This is a genomic window from Helicobacter cetorum MIT 99-5656 (assembly GCF_000259275.1).
Taxonomy (GTDB): domain Bacteria; phylum Campylobacterota; class Campylobacteria; order Campylobacterales; family Helicobacteraceae; genus Helicobacter; species Helicobacter cetorum.
The window spans coordinates 1,785,939-1,806,746 of sequence record NC_017735.1; the positions used below are offsets into that span (position 1 = coordinate 1,785,939).

Annotated in this window: 17 protein-coding genes; 10 read left to right on the top strand and 7 right to left on the bottom strand. The window is 36.6% G+C overall.

The genetic code is table 11. From position 1 onward, the window contains the following. The first annotated feature begins 9 nt into the window (after nt 1–9). Nucleotides 10–750, top strand: coding sequence for a di-trans,poly-cis-decaprenylcistransferase (locus tag HCD_RS08405; RefSeq protein WP_014660126.1), 741 nt, complete (start codon nt 10–12; stop codon nt 748–750). Beyond that, entirely contained in the window at nt 744–1,430 is a 687-nt protein-coding gene (locus HCD_RS08410; protein WP_014660127.1) for an ABC transporter ATP-binding protein, read from the top strand. The genes HCD_RS08405 and HCD_RS08410 overlap by 7 nt, the downstream gene beginning before the upstream one ends. A gap of 547 nt (nt 1,431–1,977) precedes the next feature. On the opposite strand, the gene HCD_RS09400 is transcribed toward HCD_RS08410, so the two are convergent. The 5 genes from HCD_RS09400 to edd all read right to left on the bottom strand — a co-directional run bounded on the left by HCD_RS09400 (nt 1,978) and on the right by edd (nt 8,388). Further along, nucleotides 1,978–2,124: a hypothetical protein gene (locus HCD_RS09400; RefSeq protein ID WP_158308542.1), complete on the bottom strand. Its 147-nt coding sequence runs from the start codon at nt 2,122–2,124 to the stop codon at nt 1,978–1,980. 76 nt (nt 2,125–2,200) lie between these two features. Next, entirely contained in the window at nt 2,201–4,639 is a 2,439-nt protein-coding gene (locus HCD_RS08415) for a porin family protein (protein WP_014660128.1), read from the bottom strand. A gap of 336 nt (nt 4,640–4,975) precedes the next feature. Beyond that, nucleotides 4,976–5,848 carry an SEL1-like repeat protein gene (locus tag HCD_RS08420; RefSeq protein WP_014660129.1) on the bottom strand — a complete coding sequence of 291 codons (873 nt, stop codon included), beginning with the start codon at nt 5,846–5,848 and terminating at the stop codon, nt 4,976–4,978. 71 nt (nt 5,849–5,919) lie between these two features. Beyond that, nucleotides 5,920–6,546, bottom strand: coding sequence for a bifunctional 4-hydroxy-2-oxoglutarate aldolase/2-dehydro-3-deoxy-phosphogluconate aldolase (locus HCD_RS08425; protein WP_014660130.1), 627 nt, complete (start codon nt 6,544–6,546; stop codon nt 5,920–5,922). A gap of 15 nt (nt 6,547–6,561) precedes the next feature. Next, nucleotides 6,562–8,388 (bottom strand): phosphogluconate dehydratase, encoded by a 1,827-nt coding sequence (gene edd / locus HCD_RS08430; RefSeq protein WP_014660131.1) that lies wholly within the window; start codon nt 8,386–8,388, stop codon nt 6,562–6,564. Between the two features lie 64 nt (nt 8,389–8,452). Between edd and HCD_RS08435 the strand changes: the two genes are divergently transcribed. From HCD_RS08435 to HCD_RS08455, 5 genes are read left to right on the top strand one after another with little or no spacing between them, the layout of a single operon-like run. Then, nucleotides 8,453–9,730: a glucose-6-phosphate dehydrogenase gene (locus tag HCD_RS08435; RefSeq protein WP_014660132.1), complete on the top strand. Its 1,278-nt coding sequence runs from the start codon at nt 8,453–8,455 to the stop codon at nt 9,728–9,730. 10 nt (nt 9,731–9,740) lie between these two features. Continuing rightward, nucleotides 9,741–10,421: a 6-phosphogluconolactonase gene (gene pgl, locus HCD_RS08440; protein WP_014660133.1), complete on the top strand. Its 681-nt coding sequence runs from the start codon at nt 9,741–9,743 to the stop codon at nt 10,419–10,421. Then, nucleotides 10,408–11,406, top strand: coding sequence for a glucokinase (locus HCD_RS08445; protein ID WP_014660134.1), 999 nt, complete (start codon nt 10,408–10,410; stop codon nt 11,404–11,406). The genes pgl and HCD_RS08445 overlap by 14 nt, the downstream gene beginning before the upstream one ends. Nucleotides 11,407–11,408: 2 nt before the next feature. Then, nucleotides 11,409–12,458 (top strand): DNA cytosine methyltransferase, encoded by a 1,050-nt coding sequence (locus HCD_RS08450; protein WP_014660135.1) that lies wholly within the window; start codon nt 11,409–11,411, stop codon nt 12,456–12,458. Between the two features lies 1 nt (nt 12,459). Further along, a complete protein-coding gene (locus tag HCD_RS08455) occupies nt 12,460–13,212 on the top strand; it encodes a hypothetical protein (protein ID WP_014660136.1) in 753 nt (250 codons plus the stop codon). Here the strand turns inward: HCD_RS08455 and HCD_RS08460 are convergent. Continuing rightward, on the bottom strand, nt 13,209–14,375 hold the full coding sequence (locus tag HCD_RS08460; RefSeq protein ID WP_014660137.1) for an HP1165 family MFS efflux transporter: 1,167 nt from the start codon (nt 14,373–14,375) through the stop codon (nt 13,209–13,211). The two genes, HCD_RS08455 and HCD_RS08460, sit on opposite strands and share 4 nt — an antisense overlap. Before the next feature lie 63 nt (nt 14,376–14,438). Here HCD_RS08460 and pgi point away from each other — a divergent pair, with 63 nt between their 5' ends. Next, complete coding sequence (gene pgi, locus HCD_RS08465) at nt 14,439–16,085, top strand: glucose-6-phosphate isomerase (RefSeq protein WP_014660138.1); 1,647 nt, start codon at nt 14,439–14,441, stop codon at nt 16,083–16,085. Between the two features lie 298 nt (nt 16,086–16,383). After that, nucleotides 16,384–17,814, top strand: coding sequence for an outer membrane family protein (locus HCD_RS08470; RefSeq protein WP_014660139.1), 1,431 nt, complete (start codon nt 16,384–16,386; stop codon nt 17,812–17,814). A gap of 69 nt (nt 17,815–17,883) precedes the next feature. Here the strand turns inward: HCD_RS08470 and HCD_RS08475 are convergent, their stop codons facing one another. Next, nucleotides 17,884–19,947, bottom strand: coding sequence for a carbon starvation CstA family protein (locus HCD_RS08475; protein WP_014660140.1), 2,064 nt, complete (start codon nt 19,945–19,947; stop codon nt 17,884–17,886). Between the two features lie 207 nt (nt 19,948–20,154). Here HCD_RS08475 and HCD_RS08480 point away from each other — a divergent pair, with 207 nt between their 5' ends. After that, nucleotides 20,155–20,808: an amino acid ABC transporter permease gene (locus HCD_RS08480; RefSeq protein ID WP_014660141.1), complete on the top strand. Its 654-nt coding sequence runs from the start codon at nt 20,155–20,157 to the stop codon at nt 20,806–20,808.

Sequence of the window (20,808 nt, forward strand, 5' to 3'; positions counted from 1 at the left end):
TAAATAGAATTGAATAACACTCTCAAACATCTTGCCATTATTATGGATGGTAATGGTAGATGGGCTAGATTACAGAATAAGGCTAGGGCTTATGGGCATAAAAAAGGCGTAAAAACCCTTAAAGACATTACGATATATTGTGCGAATAAAAAGCTAGAATGCTTGACTTTATACGCTTTTTCTACTGAAAATTGGAAACGCCCCAAAAGTGAAGTGGATTTTTTAATGAAAATGCTTAAAAAGTATCTTAGAGATGAAAGGCCTACTTATTTGAGTAACTCTATACGCTTTAAAGCGATAGGAGATTTAGAAGGCTTTTCTAAGGAATTAAAAGACACGATTTTACAGCTTGAAGAAGATACCAAGCATTTTAAGGACTTTACGCAGGTTCTAGCTCTCAATTATGGCTCTAAAAATGAACTCACTAGAGCGTTTAAAAGCTTATTAGAAACCCCCCCCAAAAACACCAAAATTTTAGAAAACTTCAAAAATTTAGAAAACACCAAAAATTTAGAAAACTTAGAAAATGAAATTTCTAGGCGTTTAGATACACATGATTTACCTGAGGTGGATTTATTACTACGCACAGGGGGGGAAATGCGTTTGTCTAATTTTTTATTGTGGCAATCTAGCTATGCGGAATTGTTTTTCACGCCGATTTTATGGCCAGATTTCACCCCCAAAGATTTAGAAAACATTATCAGCGATTTTTATAAAAGAGTGCGTAAGTTTGGGGAACTGAAATGCTAGTAGAAATTGAGAATTTAAGCAAATCCTATGGGAGTTTAAAAGCCTTAGACAATATCAGTCTCAAACTTCCTAAAAAGCAATTTATAGGGCTTTTAGGTCCTAATGGGGCGGGTAAAACTACTTTGTTAAAAATTTTAGCTGGATTAAATTTGAATTATCAAGGAAAAGTGAAAATTTTAGGCAAAAGCATCGGCATAGAGACCAAAAAAAGCGTGGCGTTTTTAAGCGATGGCGATTTTTTAGACCCTGAAAGTTCGCCTTTAAAAGCCATCGCTTTTTATAAGGATTTTTTTAACGACTTTGATGAATCAAAAGCCCTAGATTTACTCAAATGTTTTCAAGTGCCATTAACAAGAAAATTTAAAGCCCTTTCAAAAGGCATGAGAGAAAAATTACAACTTATTTTAACTTTATCACGAGATTCTTCTTTATATCTTTTTGATGAACCAGTGGCTGGCATTGACCCCATTGCAAGAGAAGAGATTTTTGAATTAATCGCTAATGAATTTAGCAAAAATGCGAGCTTATTAGTCTCTACGCATTTAGTGGTTGATGTGGAAAAGTATTTGGATAGTGCGATTTTTTTAAAAGAAGGGAAAATGATGGCGTTTGGAAATATTGAAACATTAAAAGGCGATTGTCATAGCTTAGAAATGGCGTATAAAATGGCGTTGAGATAAGTGCTAGTCCCTATGTGAATAAAATTAATGGCTATGCTATTAGATGTTTTGGGTTTCAAAAAATGCGATATTTTTTCAAATAACCCCTATATACAAGGCTTTTAACCGCTTAAATAAAACTAATTTTAGGGGCTTGTTTTTGGGGTTTTGTAAAGTTTATCATATAAATTTACTCACCCATACAAACCCACAAAAGATGCCTAAATAAGGCGTTTTTAGTTTTGTTTGCTTGCTTTAAGAGTTAGTTTTAGCAAATTAGCTAAAGAATGACAAAAACATGGTTTTAAGAAAATGAGTTTTACAATAAAAATATAATATAAAACAAACTTTCTTAAAAAAATCAAAGAATGCTAGATAAGATTAAAGCAAAAACAACACTTTTATGAAAAACATTTTTTGAGCTGTCAATATTAGAATAAGGTCTTTATTTTTACATTCAAAGTCTGGTTTGAGAGTGTTGTTTAATTAGAGATTTCAAAAACAATGATTTTCTTTAATATTATTTGACTATTATAATTCACCCTATAAACCTTATGGTTAAGGCAATTTAGGTAAATTCTAGGTATCTTTGGGGTTTTCTATGCTTTGGCGTAGGGATTGCATGCCTTTGATTTTCTTTATTCTCTAGCATGCCTGTTACTAACCCCCATTCTATTAATGAGCGTTTAAAACCACTAAGATGCATAAAAGACAATCATTTTCAAGCATAGAGCATGCAAATCTCTCAAACCATTAATGAGATATTTTTCCATGCTATCCTAGTATATTCTTTAAAACACCCACCCATAATTCATAAACACATGCATGTTGTTAAAGTTTTCATTCAAAGCCACTTCGTTGATAGTTTCTTCTGTAAGTAGTTGGGCTTTAATGTTTTGTTTAATAAGTGGCATACTAATTCCTAGAGAGATTTTAGAATGCTTGTAGCGGTAGTTAAAGCCTGTAGTGAAATAGACATTGCCTTTATGCTTGCTAGCGTTAATCATACCATTGAATTGATAGCGGTTATACAAGGCTCTAGCTCCAGCAAAGACTCCAAAAGAAGATTTGAAGTTTTTATCTTTATAGACATTGATAAAGTCTATTAAGAGATTCACTCCACCCCCTACTCCATATTGTTGTGTTTTGTTTAATAAGCCTTGTCTTTTAGAATAGTTGTAATTAAACATAGCATAGTAAGAAAGACCGATAATGTTGTTGAAATAGTTTTGATAACCTATTTGGGTGTTGAAGCCTAGGGTGGGGTTTTTTAGGGCTTTATTTTGCAAGGCTTGAACACTTTCTAAAAGAGTAGCACTCATGGTGTTTAGGGCATTCTCAAACGCACCTTTAGGAACATCTTGCAATGCCATATCGGCACAATTATATAGATTAGGGTTACAATCATCATAGTAAGGGTCTCTAGTGGGACTATTATAACCCCAACCATAATAAGGGTATCCATATCCATAAGGATACAGCTTGCTAGGGTCATTACCGGCTATTTTTTGGTTCTCTAATTGATGAGCCACTGACACCTTTGCACTCACGGAACCCCATGGACCTCCACTTGATGAACCCCCACCATAATTCGCAGGCAAATCTTGATAATTAATAGGTAATTCATTTGAATTAGCTAATTTCAACCACGCATCAGTAGTAACGCTAGAAAATCCTCCACCTAAATGATAATACTCGCTATAAGTCAAATTGCTATCATGCCCCCAACCTTTGGTGTGTCCAAATTCATGGAAAAAAGTATGGAACATGTAGCGGTAAATGTCAGCATTAGTAATATTTTCATTATAAGTCCTAAGCAAGTCGTTATAATTAGGATTAACAAAGCTTGCATTCACGGCCATACTGCGACGATTAGCCCAACCAAATGCCCCACCATTCCTAACAACTCTCACAGCTAAATTATTACTATCTTGTCTAAACTGGTCTATTAAAGATTGTTTGTCAATATCATCAAACTGCACACTATCACTAGAACCATGAAATTTAAAATTGGCACCCAACATAGCATCTTTCCATACTTGAGAGTCTAAAGTGCCAGCTAAATTAAGATACATATTGACATAGTTTTGAGCTTGTTGGGCAGTTGGAGTATCAAGACAACCTGGATTACTATTGTAGCTAGGACAACCATTGCCACTTTGAAAAGTGCCATTTATATTAGTCGTAATTTTATCTATGGCTTCTAAAACCCTTTTTGTATGGTCGTTAGGGTCGCTTGAGTTTTGTGTGTCATCGTATCTAAACTCAAAATTTTGAGTATTTACGGCTTGTATGTCCGCACTACTAAACGCTGAAATTTTACTTTTATCCAGTGTGATATGTGAATTTTTAGGAATATTGTCAAAAGTTGCCAACGCTACATCTCTATAGCCTTTAGAGTTACCACTATCTGCTACCTTAACCACTAATTTTACATTTTTCAAATCATAGGGTAAGGAATTTTTAATATGAATGGTTGAATTGCTTGCATCAAAGGTAGTAGCTATGGGGTTAGTGGTAGAAAAGGTTTGCCCCACAACATTACTATCGGTAAAAAGGGTTGTAGTTTCACTAGAAACAACATTAACATGTGAAAGGGTTACGCCGTTGGCACTAATATTAGCATAAGAAGGCGTAGAGTGGTCCAACCCTGTATATAAAGGAGCGCATGTTTGACCTGTGCTTTTAACTCTCTCTTGGCACTCTTGATTTTTACGCTCAATTTCTTCTTGGTATTTTTGCTTTTGAGTAGTAGCTACAGGGTCAGGCTGTGCTGGGGCATCAGCTTGGGCTTGGTCTTTTTGTTCTGAGGTCTTATGTTGCCCCTCTTCAGAAACACCTTCTACAACCACTGCAGAGGAGGCTGTGGTGCTTTCTTGTTCTGTATTCTTAGCTTGTTGCGTGCTTTCTGTTTGACCAGAACTTACTTGAGAAGGGGTTTCGCTTTCTTCATGAGAATGGGCTTCGTGCGAGTGGTTTGAACGGCTAGTTGATTCTTCTTTAGTTGTCTTTCTAGGTTGATAACCCTGCTGATACAAGCCATTCCCTATGATTGATTGTGGGTTTGGGCGTTTTTTAACGCTCTCTGTGATACTAGACATACCTGTTTCAAACCCTGCTTGTATGAAAAATCCGCTTTTTGGATGGGCTTCTAAATTACTCCATAATCCTACAAGTGCTAAACACACACTTTTGCTTAAGTGTGTAAGATTATTCCTAAAATTTTGCATTTTACTCTCTCTCTCTCTCTCGTTTTAGTCATTGCTTATCCTTAATCTGCTTTTAATCTTACCTTAATTGTAGCTAAAAACTTGTGGTTAAGCTTCTTTTTGAAATAGTAATACTATACACGACACACTTTGTATTACTATTCTTTACCATAACATAGCAATATACGATGCTAAAATACATCACTACTAGTTAAAACCAAAAATTAGCATTGATTATCTTAATGGCATTTTGTAGCAATTTTTGCAACAAGTATCAAGTATCAAGTATTGAAAGTATTATCTAAAGATGAAAGTTAGACCAAACATCTCAAGTGTTTAGCTTAACTTTATTAAAGACTAGATTTTAATTTTTAGCTGTTTGAGCGCATCGCACGCTCCCTTAGCCCCCAATTTACAGCCCTTTTTGAAATTTTCTATCGCTTCTTTTTCCTTGCTAGATACCCCTTCGCCATTGTATTGCATAGCCCCTAGATTGAAACACCCTCCACCATTTTTCAGTTCGCATGCCTTAGTATAACGAGCAAGGGCTTCTTTAAAATTTTTCGCTGTGCCTTCGCCATGGTGATACATATTGCCCGCATTAAAACACCCCGGACTATCTTTTAGTTCGCAAGCCTTATCATACATAGCAAGAGCTTTTTTCAAATCTTTAGGCGTACCTCTAGCATTATCATACAAACTTCCTAAAATCGTGCAACCATCAGCGTCGTTCAAATCACAAGCCTTGGTAAAGTATTCTAAGGCTTTTTTAAAATCTCTTGTTACCGCCTTACCATCATGATAAATCCCTCCTAAGCTCGCACACCCTTCAGCATATTTCAAATCACAAGCCTTAGAGTAATATTGTAAAGATTTTTTGATGTTTTTGGAAACACCTTGCCCATCATAATACAAATTAGCGGCATTAAAACACCCATTGCTATAATCTAAATCACAGCTTTTTGTGTAAAACTGAGCGGCCTTTTTAAAATCCTTTTCTACCCCATGCCCAGAGTAGTATAACACGCCTAGATTAAAGCACCCACTATTCTCTTTCAAATCACAGGCTTTTTCAAAATATTTCTTAGCCTTAGTAAAATCTTGCTCTTTGTAACTCTTTGCACCCAAACTCACAAGCTCTTTAGGGTCTTGTGCGGCCACTAAACCCATTACGCATAACGCACTCAAACACAAAACTTTGAAAGTTGCTTTTTTGACACTTTCTAACATGATATATCTCCTTATTAAAAATTTTATTATAGTATTATTAAGCAAATACAACTACCATGCCCTATATTATCTTAAACCTCAGCTAGTGCTTGCTTACAAATTTCTATGATTTTATCCCACTCTTTGCTTTTAACTAAATCTTTAGGTGTAAGCCAACTTCCCCCAACACATAAAACATTTTCTAAATTCAAATAAGTGTGCATGTTATTCAAACTAACACCGCCTGTGGGGCAAAATTTCACTTCCTTAAAAGGGCCATTAAAGGCATTTAAAAGCTTTGCTCCCCCAATGTTTTCAGCAGGAAAAAATTTTAAAGTATTGTAGTCAAATTCTAAAGCTTGCATGACTTCACTACTACTAGAAACTCCGGGTATTAAGGGTATATCTTTTTTCTTTGCATATTCTAAAAGAGTGGGTGTAAGACCCGGACTAATAAAAAACTCTGCCCCCCTACTTTTAGCTTGCTCTAATTGAGTGGTGTTTAAAATCGTGCCAGCACCCACACACATATCTGGCACACTCTTAGCAATAAGCTCTATACTTTCTAAAGCACAGCTTGAACGCAAAGTTACTTCTATGATTTTAATACCCCCCCCTATTAAGCTTTGTGCAAGTGGCACAGCGTCTTCTAAACTCTCAATCACAACCACAGGAACAATAGGGCTAATTTGTAAAAATTCTCTTATTTTATTTTGCATTTTAACTCCTCAATATTATATTTTTATACCAAAACTCATCGCACCTTCTTCGGCACTATTCACATTCAGTCTTAAGCTAGTAAATAGCTCTCTACCCACCCCAAAACTTGGCTTTTCTAAGTCTTTTAAAGTTTCTAAAAACAAGGGGTTAATTTCTCTATTCTCAAAATCCTTTTCAAGCACATTCAAGGCGTTATTAGGAGCGTCTAGTTCTATTAAATCGCCATCTTTAATCTTAAGTATCGCTCCATTTAACGCTCCTTCAGGGCTTAAATGAATCGCACTAGGCACTTTCCCACTCGCCCCGCTCATACGCCCATCAGTAATGAGTGCGACCTTGTAACCCATATCTTGCAATGCCCCTAAAGGCGTGGTGAGTTTGTGTAACTCTGGCATGCCATTAGATTTAGGTCCTTGGAAAGGTAGAATGGCAATAAAATCTCTCTCTAATTCTTTATTTTTAAAGCGTTCTAAAAACTCGCTTTGAGACTTAAAAACAATCGCTTGTGCTTTGATTTTTCTATGCTCTTCTTTAATGGCTGAGATTTTAATCACAGCTCGCCCCAAATTACCCTTTAAAATTTTAAGCCCCCCATTCGTTGCAAAAGGCTCACTAAATGGGCGTAAAATCTCTGTATTTAGGCTATTTTCTATGGCGTTTTTATACACCAAATGATTGTCTTCTAAAAAGGGGTTTTTAGTATAATTTTGCATACCTTTTTCTTTTTCTGTATCCATAATAGTGTGAGCGTCTTCAAATAAAAGCCCATTTTTTAACAATTCCTTAATGACAAAAGCTAGTCCGCCACTTGCTTCAAAAGCATTCACATCAGCTGAGCCATTAGGATAAACTTTAGCTAAAAGGGGTGTGAGATTTGAAATGGCGTCAAAATCATCCCAATTAAGAATAATCCCACAAGCCCTAGCGATAGCAATTAAATGTAAAGTATGGTTTGTGGAGCCCCCTGTTGCCATTAAACCTATAAGAGCGTTAAGGATATTTCTTTCATCTATGAGTTTGGCTAAGGGTAGAACCTTACCACTAGCTAATTTTCTAGCGCTTTCTTCTACTAAAACAGAGCGTAAGGGGTTGTTAGGGTTGATAAAACTAGAATTTGCCACATGCAAGCCCATAAATTCCATCATCATTTGATTAGAATTAGCGGTGCCATAAAAAGTGCAAGTGCCTACGCTATGATAACTTTGCATTTCCACTTTTAGTAATTCTTCTCTACTAATTTTTCCTATCGCAAAATCTTGGCGTGCTTTGGCTTTTTTATAATTTTCTATCCCACTACTCATAGGACCACTTGGCACAAAAATACCCGCTAAATTTCCAAAACTTAACGCCCCTATAAGTAAGCCTGGCACAATTTTATCACACACACCCAAGTAAAACGCCCCATCAAAAACATTATGGCTTAATCCAATAGCTGTGCTTAAAGCGATAGTATCTCTACTAAATAGGCTCAATTCCATGCCTTCATAACCTTGCGTGATACCATCACACATCGCTGGCACACCACTAGCTACGCTTGCATAGGCATTATGCTCTTGCAACTCTTTCTTAATCAAATCGGGGTAATTTTTCAAAGGCTGGTGGGCTGAAAGCATGTCATTATAAGCTGTGATGATAGCAAAATGCTTTTTTTTGTGCGAACTTAAGGGCATTTTCAAATGCTCTGGCACGCTCGCATAGGCGTGGGCTAAATTCGCACAGCCTAAGCTCTCCATTTTCGGTTGGTTCTTGGGGTTAAAGGTGTTCTCTAAATAAAAGTCTCGTGTGGCTTTGCTACGCTCTGTAATTTTTTCTTTGATTTGTTTTAAAGAATGCTTAGGCATGGGCGTTCCTTCAATTAAGATTAATTATAATGATAACTCAAAAACACTTACAAAAGGGTTGGTTATGCTGGGTTTTGATTTGGTTCTTTTTGGAGCAACAGGCGATTTAGCCATGCGAAAACTCTTTATTTCACTCTATGAAATTTATATCCATTATGGGTTTAAAGAAAGCACTAAAATTATCGCATCTGGGCGTAAAAACTTGTCTAGCAAAGAATTTTTAACCCTTCTTTGTGAAAAAACACAATTAGACAAAAGAGAAAAGGGTAAAGAATTTTTAGCTCATCTTAGTTATTTTTGCGTGCGTTTAGATAACCCCAAAGACTTTGAAAGCTTGAGTAAAATCGTTACAAAAAATAAACCCTTAATTTTCTATTTTTCTATCGCCCCAAGTTTTTTTGCAACTACCGCTCAAAATTTAGCCAAAAATGCTCTTAATCACGCTAACGCTCGCCTGATTTTAGAAAAACCCTTAGGGCATGATTTAAAGACTTGCAAAGAAATCGCTCAAACTATCAGTGCCTATTTTAAAGAAGAGCAAATTTTTAGAATTGACCATTATTTAGGAAAAAAAGGCGTTCAAAATATCCTTGAATTACGCTTGAATAACCCTATTTTTAACTCATTATGGGAGCAAATCAGTTCGGTTGAAATTTGCTTGTATGAAACTTTGGGGGTAGAAGAAAGGGGCGAATTTTACGATAAAGTCGGGGCTTTAAGAGATATGGTTCAAAACCATATTTTACAAATTTTATCTCTCATTGCTACAGATTTACCAAAAGATTTAAAAGATTTACGAAAAGAAAAAATCAAGGTTTTAAAGACCTTACAACCCCCTAAAGATTTTGAAAAACAGGTAGTGCGGGCTCAATATCAAGGCTATAGAGATGAAAATAATGTCAATAGCAAGAGCCAAACAGAGACTTTTGTCGCCATTAAAGCCTTTTTAGACACACCTAAATTTAAAAATGTGCCTTTCTATCTAAAAACCGCTAAAAAAATGCCCTATAATCAAACGAGTGTGAAAATCCATTTCAATTCAATTAACACACTGGAATTTTCTCTCTCTCAAAATAAAATCACTCTCACACTAAAAGACAATCAAAACCCCCTTGTTTTGGAAACCCATAACACGCATGAGTTTTTACAACCCTATGCCAAATTACTCTATGATGCAATACAAAATAACCAAAACAATTTCGCCCACCAGCTAGAATTAGAAGCGTCATGGGTTTTTATTGACACGCTTATGGAGAGTTTTATAAACAATGCCACGCCCTTACGCTTCTATGAGAGCCATAATCTAAACGAATCAGAATTTTTAAAACCACTCTATCAATAAAAGGAATTTCATGGGCTATCAATTATTTGAATTTGAGAGTTTAGAAAGTTGCCACAAGGCTTTAATAGAAAATTTTAAGGAATTTTTTAATGCCACTTTAAGAGAACACAACGAAGTTGCTATCGCTTTTTCTGGAGGTAAATCGCCCATTAGCTTATTGCAAAAATTGAGCGTTTTAGATTTAGAATACCAACATTGCTTGGTAAGTTTGGTAGATGAACGCATAGTAACACCAAGTTCTAATGATAGTAACACCAAGCTACTACACGACTACTTATTACAAAATAACGCCAAAAACGCACGCTTAATCTCTCTTTTAGGCGATGACTTGGGCGATAAAAATGCACTTTTAGACTTTGCTAACAAGCATTTCAAACAGCCCCATTTAGCCATTTTAGGCATGGGGACTGATGGGCATACGGCTAGCCTCTTTCCTGAAACGAACGCCTTTTTAAATGAAGAAAAAGAAAATATTGTCTTTACAAAACCTACAAACGCCCCTTATGAGCGACTCAGCATGTCCATTAATGCCTTGGAAAATTGCGAAAAACTTTTTTTAAGCATTAGTGGAACTGAAAAAAGAGAAGTTTTAGAAAAAGCGTTACAGGAAAATGCCCCCTACTCTCTGCCGATTGCTAGAATTTTACACTCTAAAAAAGTTACTACGGAGATATATTATGCCAAAGACTAAAACTTACCCAAGACTATTAGCCGATATCGGTGGCACAAACGCACGCTTTGGCTTAGAAATCGCCCCACGACAAATTGAATACATTGAAGTCTTACAATGTAAAGATTTTGAGAGCTTAAGCGATGCGGTGCGTTTCTATCTCTCTAAATATAAAGAAAATCTTAAATTGCACCCCCTTTATGGCTCTTTTGCTGTGGCTACGCCCATTATGGGCGATTTTGTCCAAATGACTAACAACCACTGGACTTTTTCTATAGAAACCACAAGGCAATGTTTGGGTTTAGAAAAATTGCTTGTGATTAATGATTTTGAGGCACAAGCCTATGCCATTAGTGCGATGCAAGAAAGCGATTTAGCTCAAGTGGGTGGAATCAAATGTGAAATCAACGCCCCTAAGGCAATTTTGGGGCCAGGAACTGGGCTAGGGGTAAGCACTCTTATTCATAATAGTGATGGCTCTTTAAAAGTATTGCCCGGCGAAGGGGGGCATGTGAGCTTTGCCCCTTTTGATGATTTGGAAATTTTAGTGTGGCAATACGCCCGCTCTAAATTCAACCATGTGAGTGCGGAAAGGTTTTTGAGTGGGAGTGGCTTGGTGCTGATTTATGAAGCCCTATCCAAACGCAAAGGTTTTCAAAAAGCAGCCAAGTTAAGCAAGGCTGAGCTGACCCCACAAATTATTAGCGAACGGGCTTTGAATGGGGATTATCCTTTATGCAGATTGACACTAGATACTTTTTGTGCGATGCTAGGCACACTAGCCTCTGATGTGGCTCTTACCTTAGGTGCTAGGGGGGGCGTGTATTTGTGCGGCGGGATAATTCCACGATTTATTGATTATTTTAAAACTTCGCCTTTTAGAGTGCGTTTTGAGACTAAAGGGCGTATGGGAGCGTTTCTAGCTTCTATTCCTGTGCATGTCGTGTTGAAAAAAACTCCTGGACTTGATGGAGCAGGCATTGCGTTAGAGAATTATTTGGTGTAGTAATGCGTTTTAGGGTAGCGGATATTTTTTGTGGTGCTGGAGGGTTAAGCTATGGCTTTTCTACGCACCCAAACTTTGAGTTAATATGGGCTAATGATATAGATAAAGATGCCATTTTAAGCTATCAGGCTAACCATAAAAACACACAAACCATTTTATGCGATATTACACAGCTTAATTGTCAAAATTTGCCACGCACTCAAATTGATATTTTGCTTGGAGGTCCGCCGTGCCAAAGCTACTCCACACTAGGCAAAAGACAAATGGATGAAAAAGCAAATTTATTTAAAGAATATTTGCGTGTTTTAGATTTAGTAAAACCAAAAATATTTATTTTTGAAAATGTCGTAGGTTTAATGTCTATGCAAAAAGGGCAATTATTCAAAAAAATTTGTAGTGCCTTTAAAGATAGGGGTTATATTTTAGAATATACCATTTTAAATGCCTTAGATTATGGTGTGCCTCAAATAAGAGAGCGAGTGATTTTGGTAGGTGTGCTTAAAAACTTTAACAGGCAATTTTATTTTCCTAAACCCACAAAAAAGCATTTTTCCCTAAAAGATGCTTTGGGAGATTTGCCCCAAATTCAGAGTGGTGAAAATGGTAATGCTTTGGGCTATCTTAAAAATGCGGATAATGATTTTTTAAAATTTGTGCGAAATTCTAAAGAATTAAGCGAGCATTCTAGCCCTAAAAATAACGAAAAACTTATAGAAATTATGCAAACACTAAAAGATGGGCAAAGTAAAGATGACTTGCCTAAAGATTTACGCCCTAAAAGTGGCTATATCAATACCTACGCTAAAATGTGGTGGGAAAAACCAGCTCCCACCATTACAAGAAATTTTTCCACTCCAAGTAGTTCTAGGTGTATCCATCCAAGAGATTCTAGAGCGTTAAGTATTAGAGAGGGGGCAAGATTACAGAGTTTTAGAGATGATTACAAGTTTTATGGAAGTGCTAGTGCTAAAAGATTGCAAATCGGTAATGCTGTGCCGCCATTATTAAGTGTAGCACTCGCTCATGCAGTCTTTGATTTTTTAAAGGGGTAAAATGTTTAATAATAACGATTTTAAAGATTATAGAAAATTACTAGGTTTTAATTCGCAAAGTGCTTTTAAGGAATTTTTAGGTGCTAAAGACATAGAGCCTTGTATTGATTTTAATTATTTGAATGCGTTAAAAGAAAGGCTTATTGACATTTTTAGCACTATCAATCATATTTATTGTTTTAAATACAATAAATATGAACTAGAGAATTTTTTTGATTTTATGGAATATGTCTTTTCAAAGATTATTGATAATAACATAATTGCCAAACTCACTAATCAAGGCAGAAGACCTGAAGAGGTGTGTTTTTCTTGGATGCGTGGGTTTCTAGTAGCAGAGTTTTTTAAAGATTTTATCGCTTATCTTTTTGGCACACAAAAAGACACAATCAAATTTTTTGGCGGTGATAATTTTGATAACATAGAAAACTTTAAGAGAAGCCCTAAGGCAGATTTTCTGTTAAATAATCGTTTATTGCTAGAAGTCCAAAGCGGATTTCAAGGAATAAATGACATTAAACAACATAAGGTCTTAGAAGCCAAAAGGCGTTTAGAAGAAAATAAAATCCCTACCATTGTAGTGCATTTTGACTTATTTAATGGGCAAGCGGCATGTGTAGACATTTCTAAAATCAAAGAAAATGATTTAAACTGGATAACTCGTCAGCAAATGGAAGGGCAAAGCGTGTTTAATATAGCACAAAACTTTTTTAATTATAAGATTACAGAAATTCCTAATACTCAAATTATCTATTAAGCTGAAAACACCTTAGCCTTGTATAAAAAGAAAAAGAGTATTAGAAGCGTAATAGTAAAATGGGCGGTGATAATGCTTAGGGGTGAAAAGTAGTGCAATTCTAAACTGCTTAGCGATAAGATTAGCACAGAGATTACACGCACACAGCTTGACATAAGTGATGAGAGTGATGAAATATTGTTTTTGGAAACAAAGCTTGAAAATTGATAGCCCAAACAATAGCTCATGTAAGTGAAAAACGCCACCATTAACGCATACACCCCTATGAATAAATAAGGTATGTTAGTGAGCAATAAGGGGCTAATGCTAAGTAAGACTACAAGACAACTCAAAGTGATTTTTTGACTATAACTAGATGCTTTGAGAAAATGAACCAGTATAGAAATCACTTGAAAAGCGATGTAGAATATAAAAAGGTGTTGCTCTTTGATGCCTTGAGCCAAAAAATACGCTTGCCACATATTAAAATGGCTCATAAAAAAGAGTGGCACAATCAAATGCCCTACTAACAAAATTTTAAGCTTGGGATTGTCTCTAAGCTCCTTAAGACTTCCTTTGACTTGTTCCTTGAGTAATTTTAATCCTTTTTGAGTTTTCTTGGGGATTTGATTTTCTTTAAAAAAAGAAATAATAATTAGCATGCATAACAGCACTAAAAAAAGTGCCACCATATACATGCTTGCATGCATTTTTGAATACAAAAACGAGCCAAAAGAACTCCCCATAATCATGCTTAAATAAGTGATTTGATTATTTCTAGCTAAAAATTTGGATAAATCTTGCTTGTTCTCTTTAATATCTGTAATGAGTGTGGCATCAATAGTGCCACTCTTGCAAGCACTAGCAATACCATAAAACCCCCATGCTAAAAGCATGAGTATAAAGCTATCAAAAAATAGCACGCAACAAAAACTAGCGATTAAAAAGAGATTAGAAAAGAGAAATAAATTTTTCCTACTCATCAAATCCGCTAAAACGCCGCTTGGATATTCAGCCACTAACACACAGAAACTAAAAAAGGTTTGCACGAGTAAAATTTCACTTAAACTTAGCCCCTTAGAAAGCAATAAGGGGGTCAAAATCGCATGGGGCAAAGATTGAGCGATAAGTAAGAGAAAATTCGCCCCATAGTAAGCTAAAATGTTTTTTCTTAGAGTTTCCATTTGAGAATTATAATTAAAACTAGTTTATAATGGCTTGTATCTTTTAGACTTAAGGGGTATTTGATGCTCACACAATTAAAAACTTATCCAAAATTACTCAAGCATTATGAAGAGTTCAAAGAAGTTTGCATGCGTGATTTGTTTCTCAAAGATAAAGAGAGAGCGAGTCGCTATTTTGTGCAATTTGGTGGCTTAAGTTTAGATTATTCCAAAAACCGCTTGAACGACACGACCTTAAAGCTTCTCTTTGAACTAGCCAATGATTGCTCTTTGAAAGAAAAAATTGAAAGCATGTTTAAGGGCGAAAAAATCAATACCACCGAAAAGAGAGCTGTTTTACACACCGCATTAAGAAGTTTGAATGATACAGAAATATTGCTAGATAGTATGGAAGTGTTAAAAAGTGTTAGAAATGTTTTAAAACGCATGCGAGCCTTTAGCGATAGCGTGCGAAGTGGTAAAAGACTAGGCTATACCAATCAAATCATTACCGATATTGTCAATATTGGTATAGGGGGGTCGGATTTAGGGGCATTAATGATTTGCACCGCCCTAAAACGCTACGCCCACCCACGATTGAACATGCATTTTGTTTCTAATGTAGATGGCACACAAATTTTAGATGTTTTAGACAAACTCAATCCCGCAAGCACGCTTTTTATTGTGGCTTCTAAGACTTTTTCTACCCAAGAAACTCTAACCAACGCCCTGACGGCTAGAAAATGGTTTGTAGAAAGGAGCGGTGATGAAAAGTATATCGCTAAGCACTTTGTAGCGGTCTCTACCAATAAAGAAGCGGTGCAACAATTTGGCATTGACGAGCATAACATGTTTGAATTTTGGGATTTTGTAGGGGGGCGTTATAGCTTGTGGTCTGCTATAGGATTGTCTATTATGATTTATTTGGGGAAGAAAAATTTTAACGCCCTTTTAAAAGGGGCGTATTTAATGGACGAGCATTTTAGAAACGCCCCTTTTGAAAGCAACTTGCCTGTTTTGATGGGATTAATTGGCGTGTGGTATATCAATTTCTTTAAATCAAAGAGCCATTTAATCGCCCCTTATGACCAATATCTAAGGCATTTTCCTAAATTTATCCAGCAACTTGATATGGAGAGTAATGGCAAACGCATTACCAAAAAAGGCGAAGTAGTCAATTACGACACTTGCCCTATTATTTGGGGCGATATGGGAATCAATGCTCAACACGCCTTTTTCCAGCTCTTACACCAAGGCACACATTTAACGCCCATTGATTTTATCGCTTCGTTGAATAAAAAGGGCAACGCTAAGGGGCATCATGAAATTTTATTCAGCAATGTTTTAGCTCAAGCTCAAGCTTTTATGAAGGGCAAAAGTTACGAAGAGGCGTTCGGCGAATTGCTTTCAAAAGGTTTAGAAAAAGATGAGGCGCTAGACTTAGCCAAACACAGAGAATTTTCTGGCAATCGCCCTTCTAATATCCTTTTATTAGAAGAGATTTCACCAAGCAATATGGGTGCATTAGTGGCTCTTTATGAACATAAAGTCTTTGTGCAAGGGGTTGTTTGGGATATTAATAGCTTTGACCAATGGGGTGTGGAACTAGGCAAAGAGTTAGCTGTGCCGATTTTACAAGAATTAGAGGGGCATAAAAGCAACGCTTATTTTGACAACTCTACCAAGCATTTAATAGAATTGTATAAGGACTATAATCAAAAACTACAATAACGCATTGCTACAAGGGGTTCTAAACCCTATCATAGCCAGCAACCTTAACATGTGCCACGCTTAATATAGAGTCAACGATTTTTATAACACTGATAGCACCATGTATTAACTATTAAAATTTTAGTAGAGTAGATTCTTCACATACTAGCATTTTTTGCCTTTAAAAATTTCAAAAAAAATGAAATTTCTCATCATGCCTACTATTTTACATATTAAAATTGAGTCAATAAAACTAATATCATAAAATCAAACAGCTATAGAGTATTTGCTTTGTTAATCTCATTATAAGGGGCATTGTATGAAAAAGGGCATTGCAAATGTTTTTCTTACTACCTTTGGAGCATTGCTTAGTTTTAGCACTTCTTTGCAAGGCTTTGATGTTAAGCTCAATGGTTTTATTGACCAATCTAGCACCATCGGTTTCAATCAGGATAAAATCAATAGTGAAAGAGGTGTCTATCCTACGCCACAATATGCAACGATTGCTGGTTATTTAGGGGTTGATTTTAGTCTGTTACCCAAAAAAGTTTCTGACCATGTTTTAAAAGGCAAAATTGGAGGCTTGATAGGGTCAATTATCTATGATGGCACTTCTAAATTTAAAGATGGCTCTATCGCTTATAATCTCTTTGGTTACTACGATGGGTTTATGGGGGGCTATACCAATATTTTACAAACAGATAGTCCTGCAATTGAAAACCAAAAACGCAATCGTGATGTCCGTAATTATGTGTTCAATAATGCATATTTAGAATACCGCTATAAAAATTATTTTGAGATTAAAGCCGGACGCTACCAATCCACTATGCCTTATAGAAGCGCACAAACCCAAGGCTTTCAGGTTTCTGGAGAGTATAAACACACACGCTTGACTTGGTTTAGCTCTTTTGGCAGAGCGTTTGCCTACGGCTCGTTTTTGATGGACTGGTATGCAGCTAGAACGACTTATAGTGGGGGCTATACCAAAAACAATCAAGGAGGTTATGACAAACATGGGAAAAAGGTTCTCTATGGCACCCATGCTTTACAGGCCACCTATAAACACCAGCATTTAGCCTTAGAAGGCTTTTATTATTTTTCACCACAAATTTTCAATGCCCCAGGTGTTAAAATCGGTTGGGACACTAATCCTAATTTTGATGGCGTAGGCTTTCGCTCTAATACGACCATTACAGGATTTTTTCCATTTTACTACCCTTGGATGATTGTTAATTCTAGTGGAAAACCGGTATATAAGTATGACACGCCAGCAACCAAAAATGGGCAAAATCTCATTATCCGTCAACGCTTTGATTTTAACAATTACAATGTATCCATCGCATTTTATAAGGTGTTTAGAAATGCAAATGGCTGGGTAGGTAATATGGGTAATCCCAGTGGTGTAATGATGGGAAATAACAGCATGTATGCCGGCTATACCGGCACAGCCCTTAAAAGGAATGCCACGACCATTCTTATCTCTTGTGGTGGCACTCATTTTGCAAAAAAATTCACATGGAAATTTGCCACGCAATATTCCACTGCGGTTGTATCATGGGAAGCAAGAGCCATGATTTCCTTAGGCTATAAGTTTTCTAACGCTCTGAGTGCTAACATAGACCTTGTGTATTATGGCATACATACCAATAAGGGCTTCAAAGCGGGTGAGAACGGACCTGTTGCTAAAGATTTTCCTGCTCTCTACTCTGATAGAAGTGCGTTATACACTAGCCTAGTAGCGTCTTTTTGATGCTACATTTTTACCCTATTTCACAGCTACTCTAAGGGGTTTAAAAATTGACCCCCCTACTTTGACTATTCAAGTGGCTTTGACATACGGGGTTTCAGCAAGCGGTGGATAAACTTTATTTTTGAAATACGCGTTCAAGCAAATTCTTATGCTCGCAATCAATACTAAGAGCGCTACAATCATAAAAAACACGCATAAAATCGCATTAATCGTATGGTTAAACAAGGATTTTTTAAGCGAGTTTAATTCTTTTTCATCAGTCGTTATAGCGATTTTTTCTTTTAAAATTTGCATGTGTGCCACATGGGAGACATTATTAAGCACCATATCATCACTTTTTGGCATAACTTTTAAAATACCGCTATAAAAAGTGATAAACAAAATGAGAGCCGCTGGAATAGCGCTTACCATTGCCCCTTTAAAACGCCCCATTTTAAACAGCACTGTAGTAACCAATAATAACGCCATGCCCGCTAACATCTGGTTACTCACGCCAAATAAAGGCCATAGCGTATAAATTCCCCCCTTAGGGTCAATCGTGCCTTGATACAAGAAATACCCCCACCCTGCTACACATAAAATTGTGGCAAAAATCCCTGCACTATAAGAACTAAGATTACCCAAAGGCTTATAAACATTACCAAGCAAATCTTGAATCATAAAGCGAGCGGTTCGCGTGCCAGCATCAACAGCGGTTAGAATAAAGAGAGCTTCAAACAAAATCGCAAAGTGATACCAAAACGCCATAACACTAGGATCGCCTAAAATTTGATACACAATCATTGCTAAACCGATTGCAAAAGTGGGGGCTCCACCCGTGCGGCTTAAAATGGAGTTTTCACCGATATTTTTTGTCATCTCACTAATTTCTTCAGCACTGATACTAAAGCCCCATGAGCTAATCACAGAAGCAGCATCAGCAATATCTTTAGTAATACTAATTTCTGGCGAATTGATAGCAAAATAAAGCCCTGGGTGTAAAATCCCTGCACACACTAATGCCATAAGAGCTACGATACTCTCCATAACCATAGAACCATAGCCTACAAGTCTTGCATCACTTTCCTTAGCAAGCATTTTAGGCGTAGTGCCTGAAGAAATTAAGGCATGAAAGCCACTAATGGTTCCGCAAGCCACCGTGATAAACAAAAAAGGAAACACACTCCCTGCAAACACAGGCCCGCTACCATCTAAAAATTGCGTAACTTTAGGAATTTGCAAAGGCGGAGCGACTAGAATAATCGCCACAATTAACACCCCTATAACGCCAATTTTTAAAAAAGTGCTTAAATAATCTCGTGGAGCGAGCAAAAACCATACCGGTAGAATGGAAGCCACAAAACCATAGCCCATAATCATCCACGCTAAAGTGCTAGCTTCAAAGGTAAACATTTCAGCTAATTTAGGGTCTAAAGAAACATATTTTCCCGCATAAATGGCAATAATCAATAACACAAAGCCAATGATAGAAATCTCTAAGGTTTTATGCGGTCTTAAAAAACGCATATAAAGCCCCATAAAAATCGCAATAGGAATCGTCATAGCAATGGTGAAAAAGCCCCAAGGTGAGTGCGCTAGAGCCTTTACCACTACCATAGCCAAAATCGCAATAATAATTATCATAATACCTAAAATGCCTAAACTTGCGATAGCCCCCACAAATTTACCCATTTCAAGCTTAATCATTTCACCTAGTGATTTGCCATCACGCCTAATAGAAGCAAAAAGCACCACAAAATCATGCACACAACCCCCTAAAACCGAGCCTATCAAAATCCATAAGATAGAAGGTAAGTAACCCATTTGAGCAGCTAGTATAGGGCCAACTAATGGGCCAGCCCCAGCAATGGCGGCAAAATGATGCCCAAAGGTTACAACTTTGTCTGTAGGCACGAAGTCCTTGCCATCATTTCTCACGCATGCGGGCGTAGCTCTATTATCATCAAGTCTTAACACCCTATAAGCGATGAAATGGCTATAGAAGCGATAGCCTATGCTATAGATACAAGCACTCGCTACTACAAGCCATAGCGTGTTAATGCTCTCGCCCTTATGCAAAGCTAATACACCCAAACAAATTGCCCCTAAAATGGCGACCAATACCCAAGCCAAAGAGATTAAACCTTTTTGCATCTATTCTCCCTAAATTTCCATGAATTGTTCAAATTTTTGACGAGTTTTTATTATAATTCAAAATTTCTTTGAATTATAGACTAAGAATAGCTTATAAACTCTCTGTTAAATGCTAAGTTTATTCAAACTTCTTTTGGTAACAATTAGGAGAAATAGAGCCATTTTTAGTATGATACTTTATAGTATCGTATATTAAGGTAATATATTATGAATTTAGATTGGACTTTTATGTTGCATTCTATTCCTGCGTTCATCAAGGGGTTAGAACTCACGCTTTACATTTCCTTATTAGGGGTTTTGTTATCGCTTGTTGTAGGGCTTTTATGTGCGGTAATTTTGTATTTTAAAACACGCTTTGTATTTCCTATCGTTTATGTATATGGCGAAATTGCAAGAAACACGCCCCTATTAATCCAGCTTTTCTTGTTGTATTATGGACTGAATGAAATCGGTTTGAGTGCTTTAGAATGTGCTGTTCTGGCGTTAGGGTTCTTAGGTGGGGGATATATGAGTCAAAGTTTTTTGCTTGGGTTTAAAAGCTTAGCCCCTATCCAAAAAGAGAGTGCTTTGAGTTTAGGGCTTAGCCCTTTGAAACTTATGTATTACATTATTTTGCCCCAAAGTTTAAGTGTTTCTATGCCTTCACTAGGTGCAAATGTGATTTTCTTGCTCAAAGAGACTTCTGTGGTGGGTGCGATAGCTCTCACAGATATTATGTTTGTTGCAAAGGATTTTATTGGCATCTATTATAAAACCACTGAAAGCCTTTTAATGCTTAGTTTGACTTATTTAATTGCCCTACTTCCTTTGAGTGTTTTGTTTGTCGTTTTGGAGCGTTCTTTTAAAAAGAAAGTGGCTTAA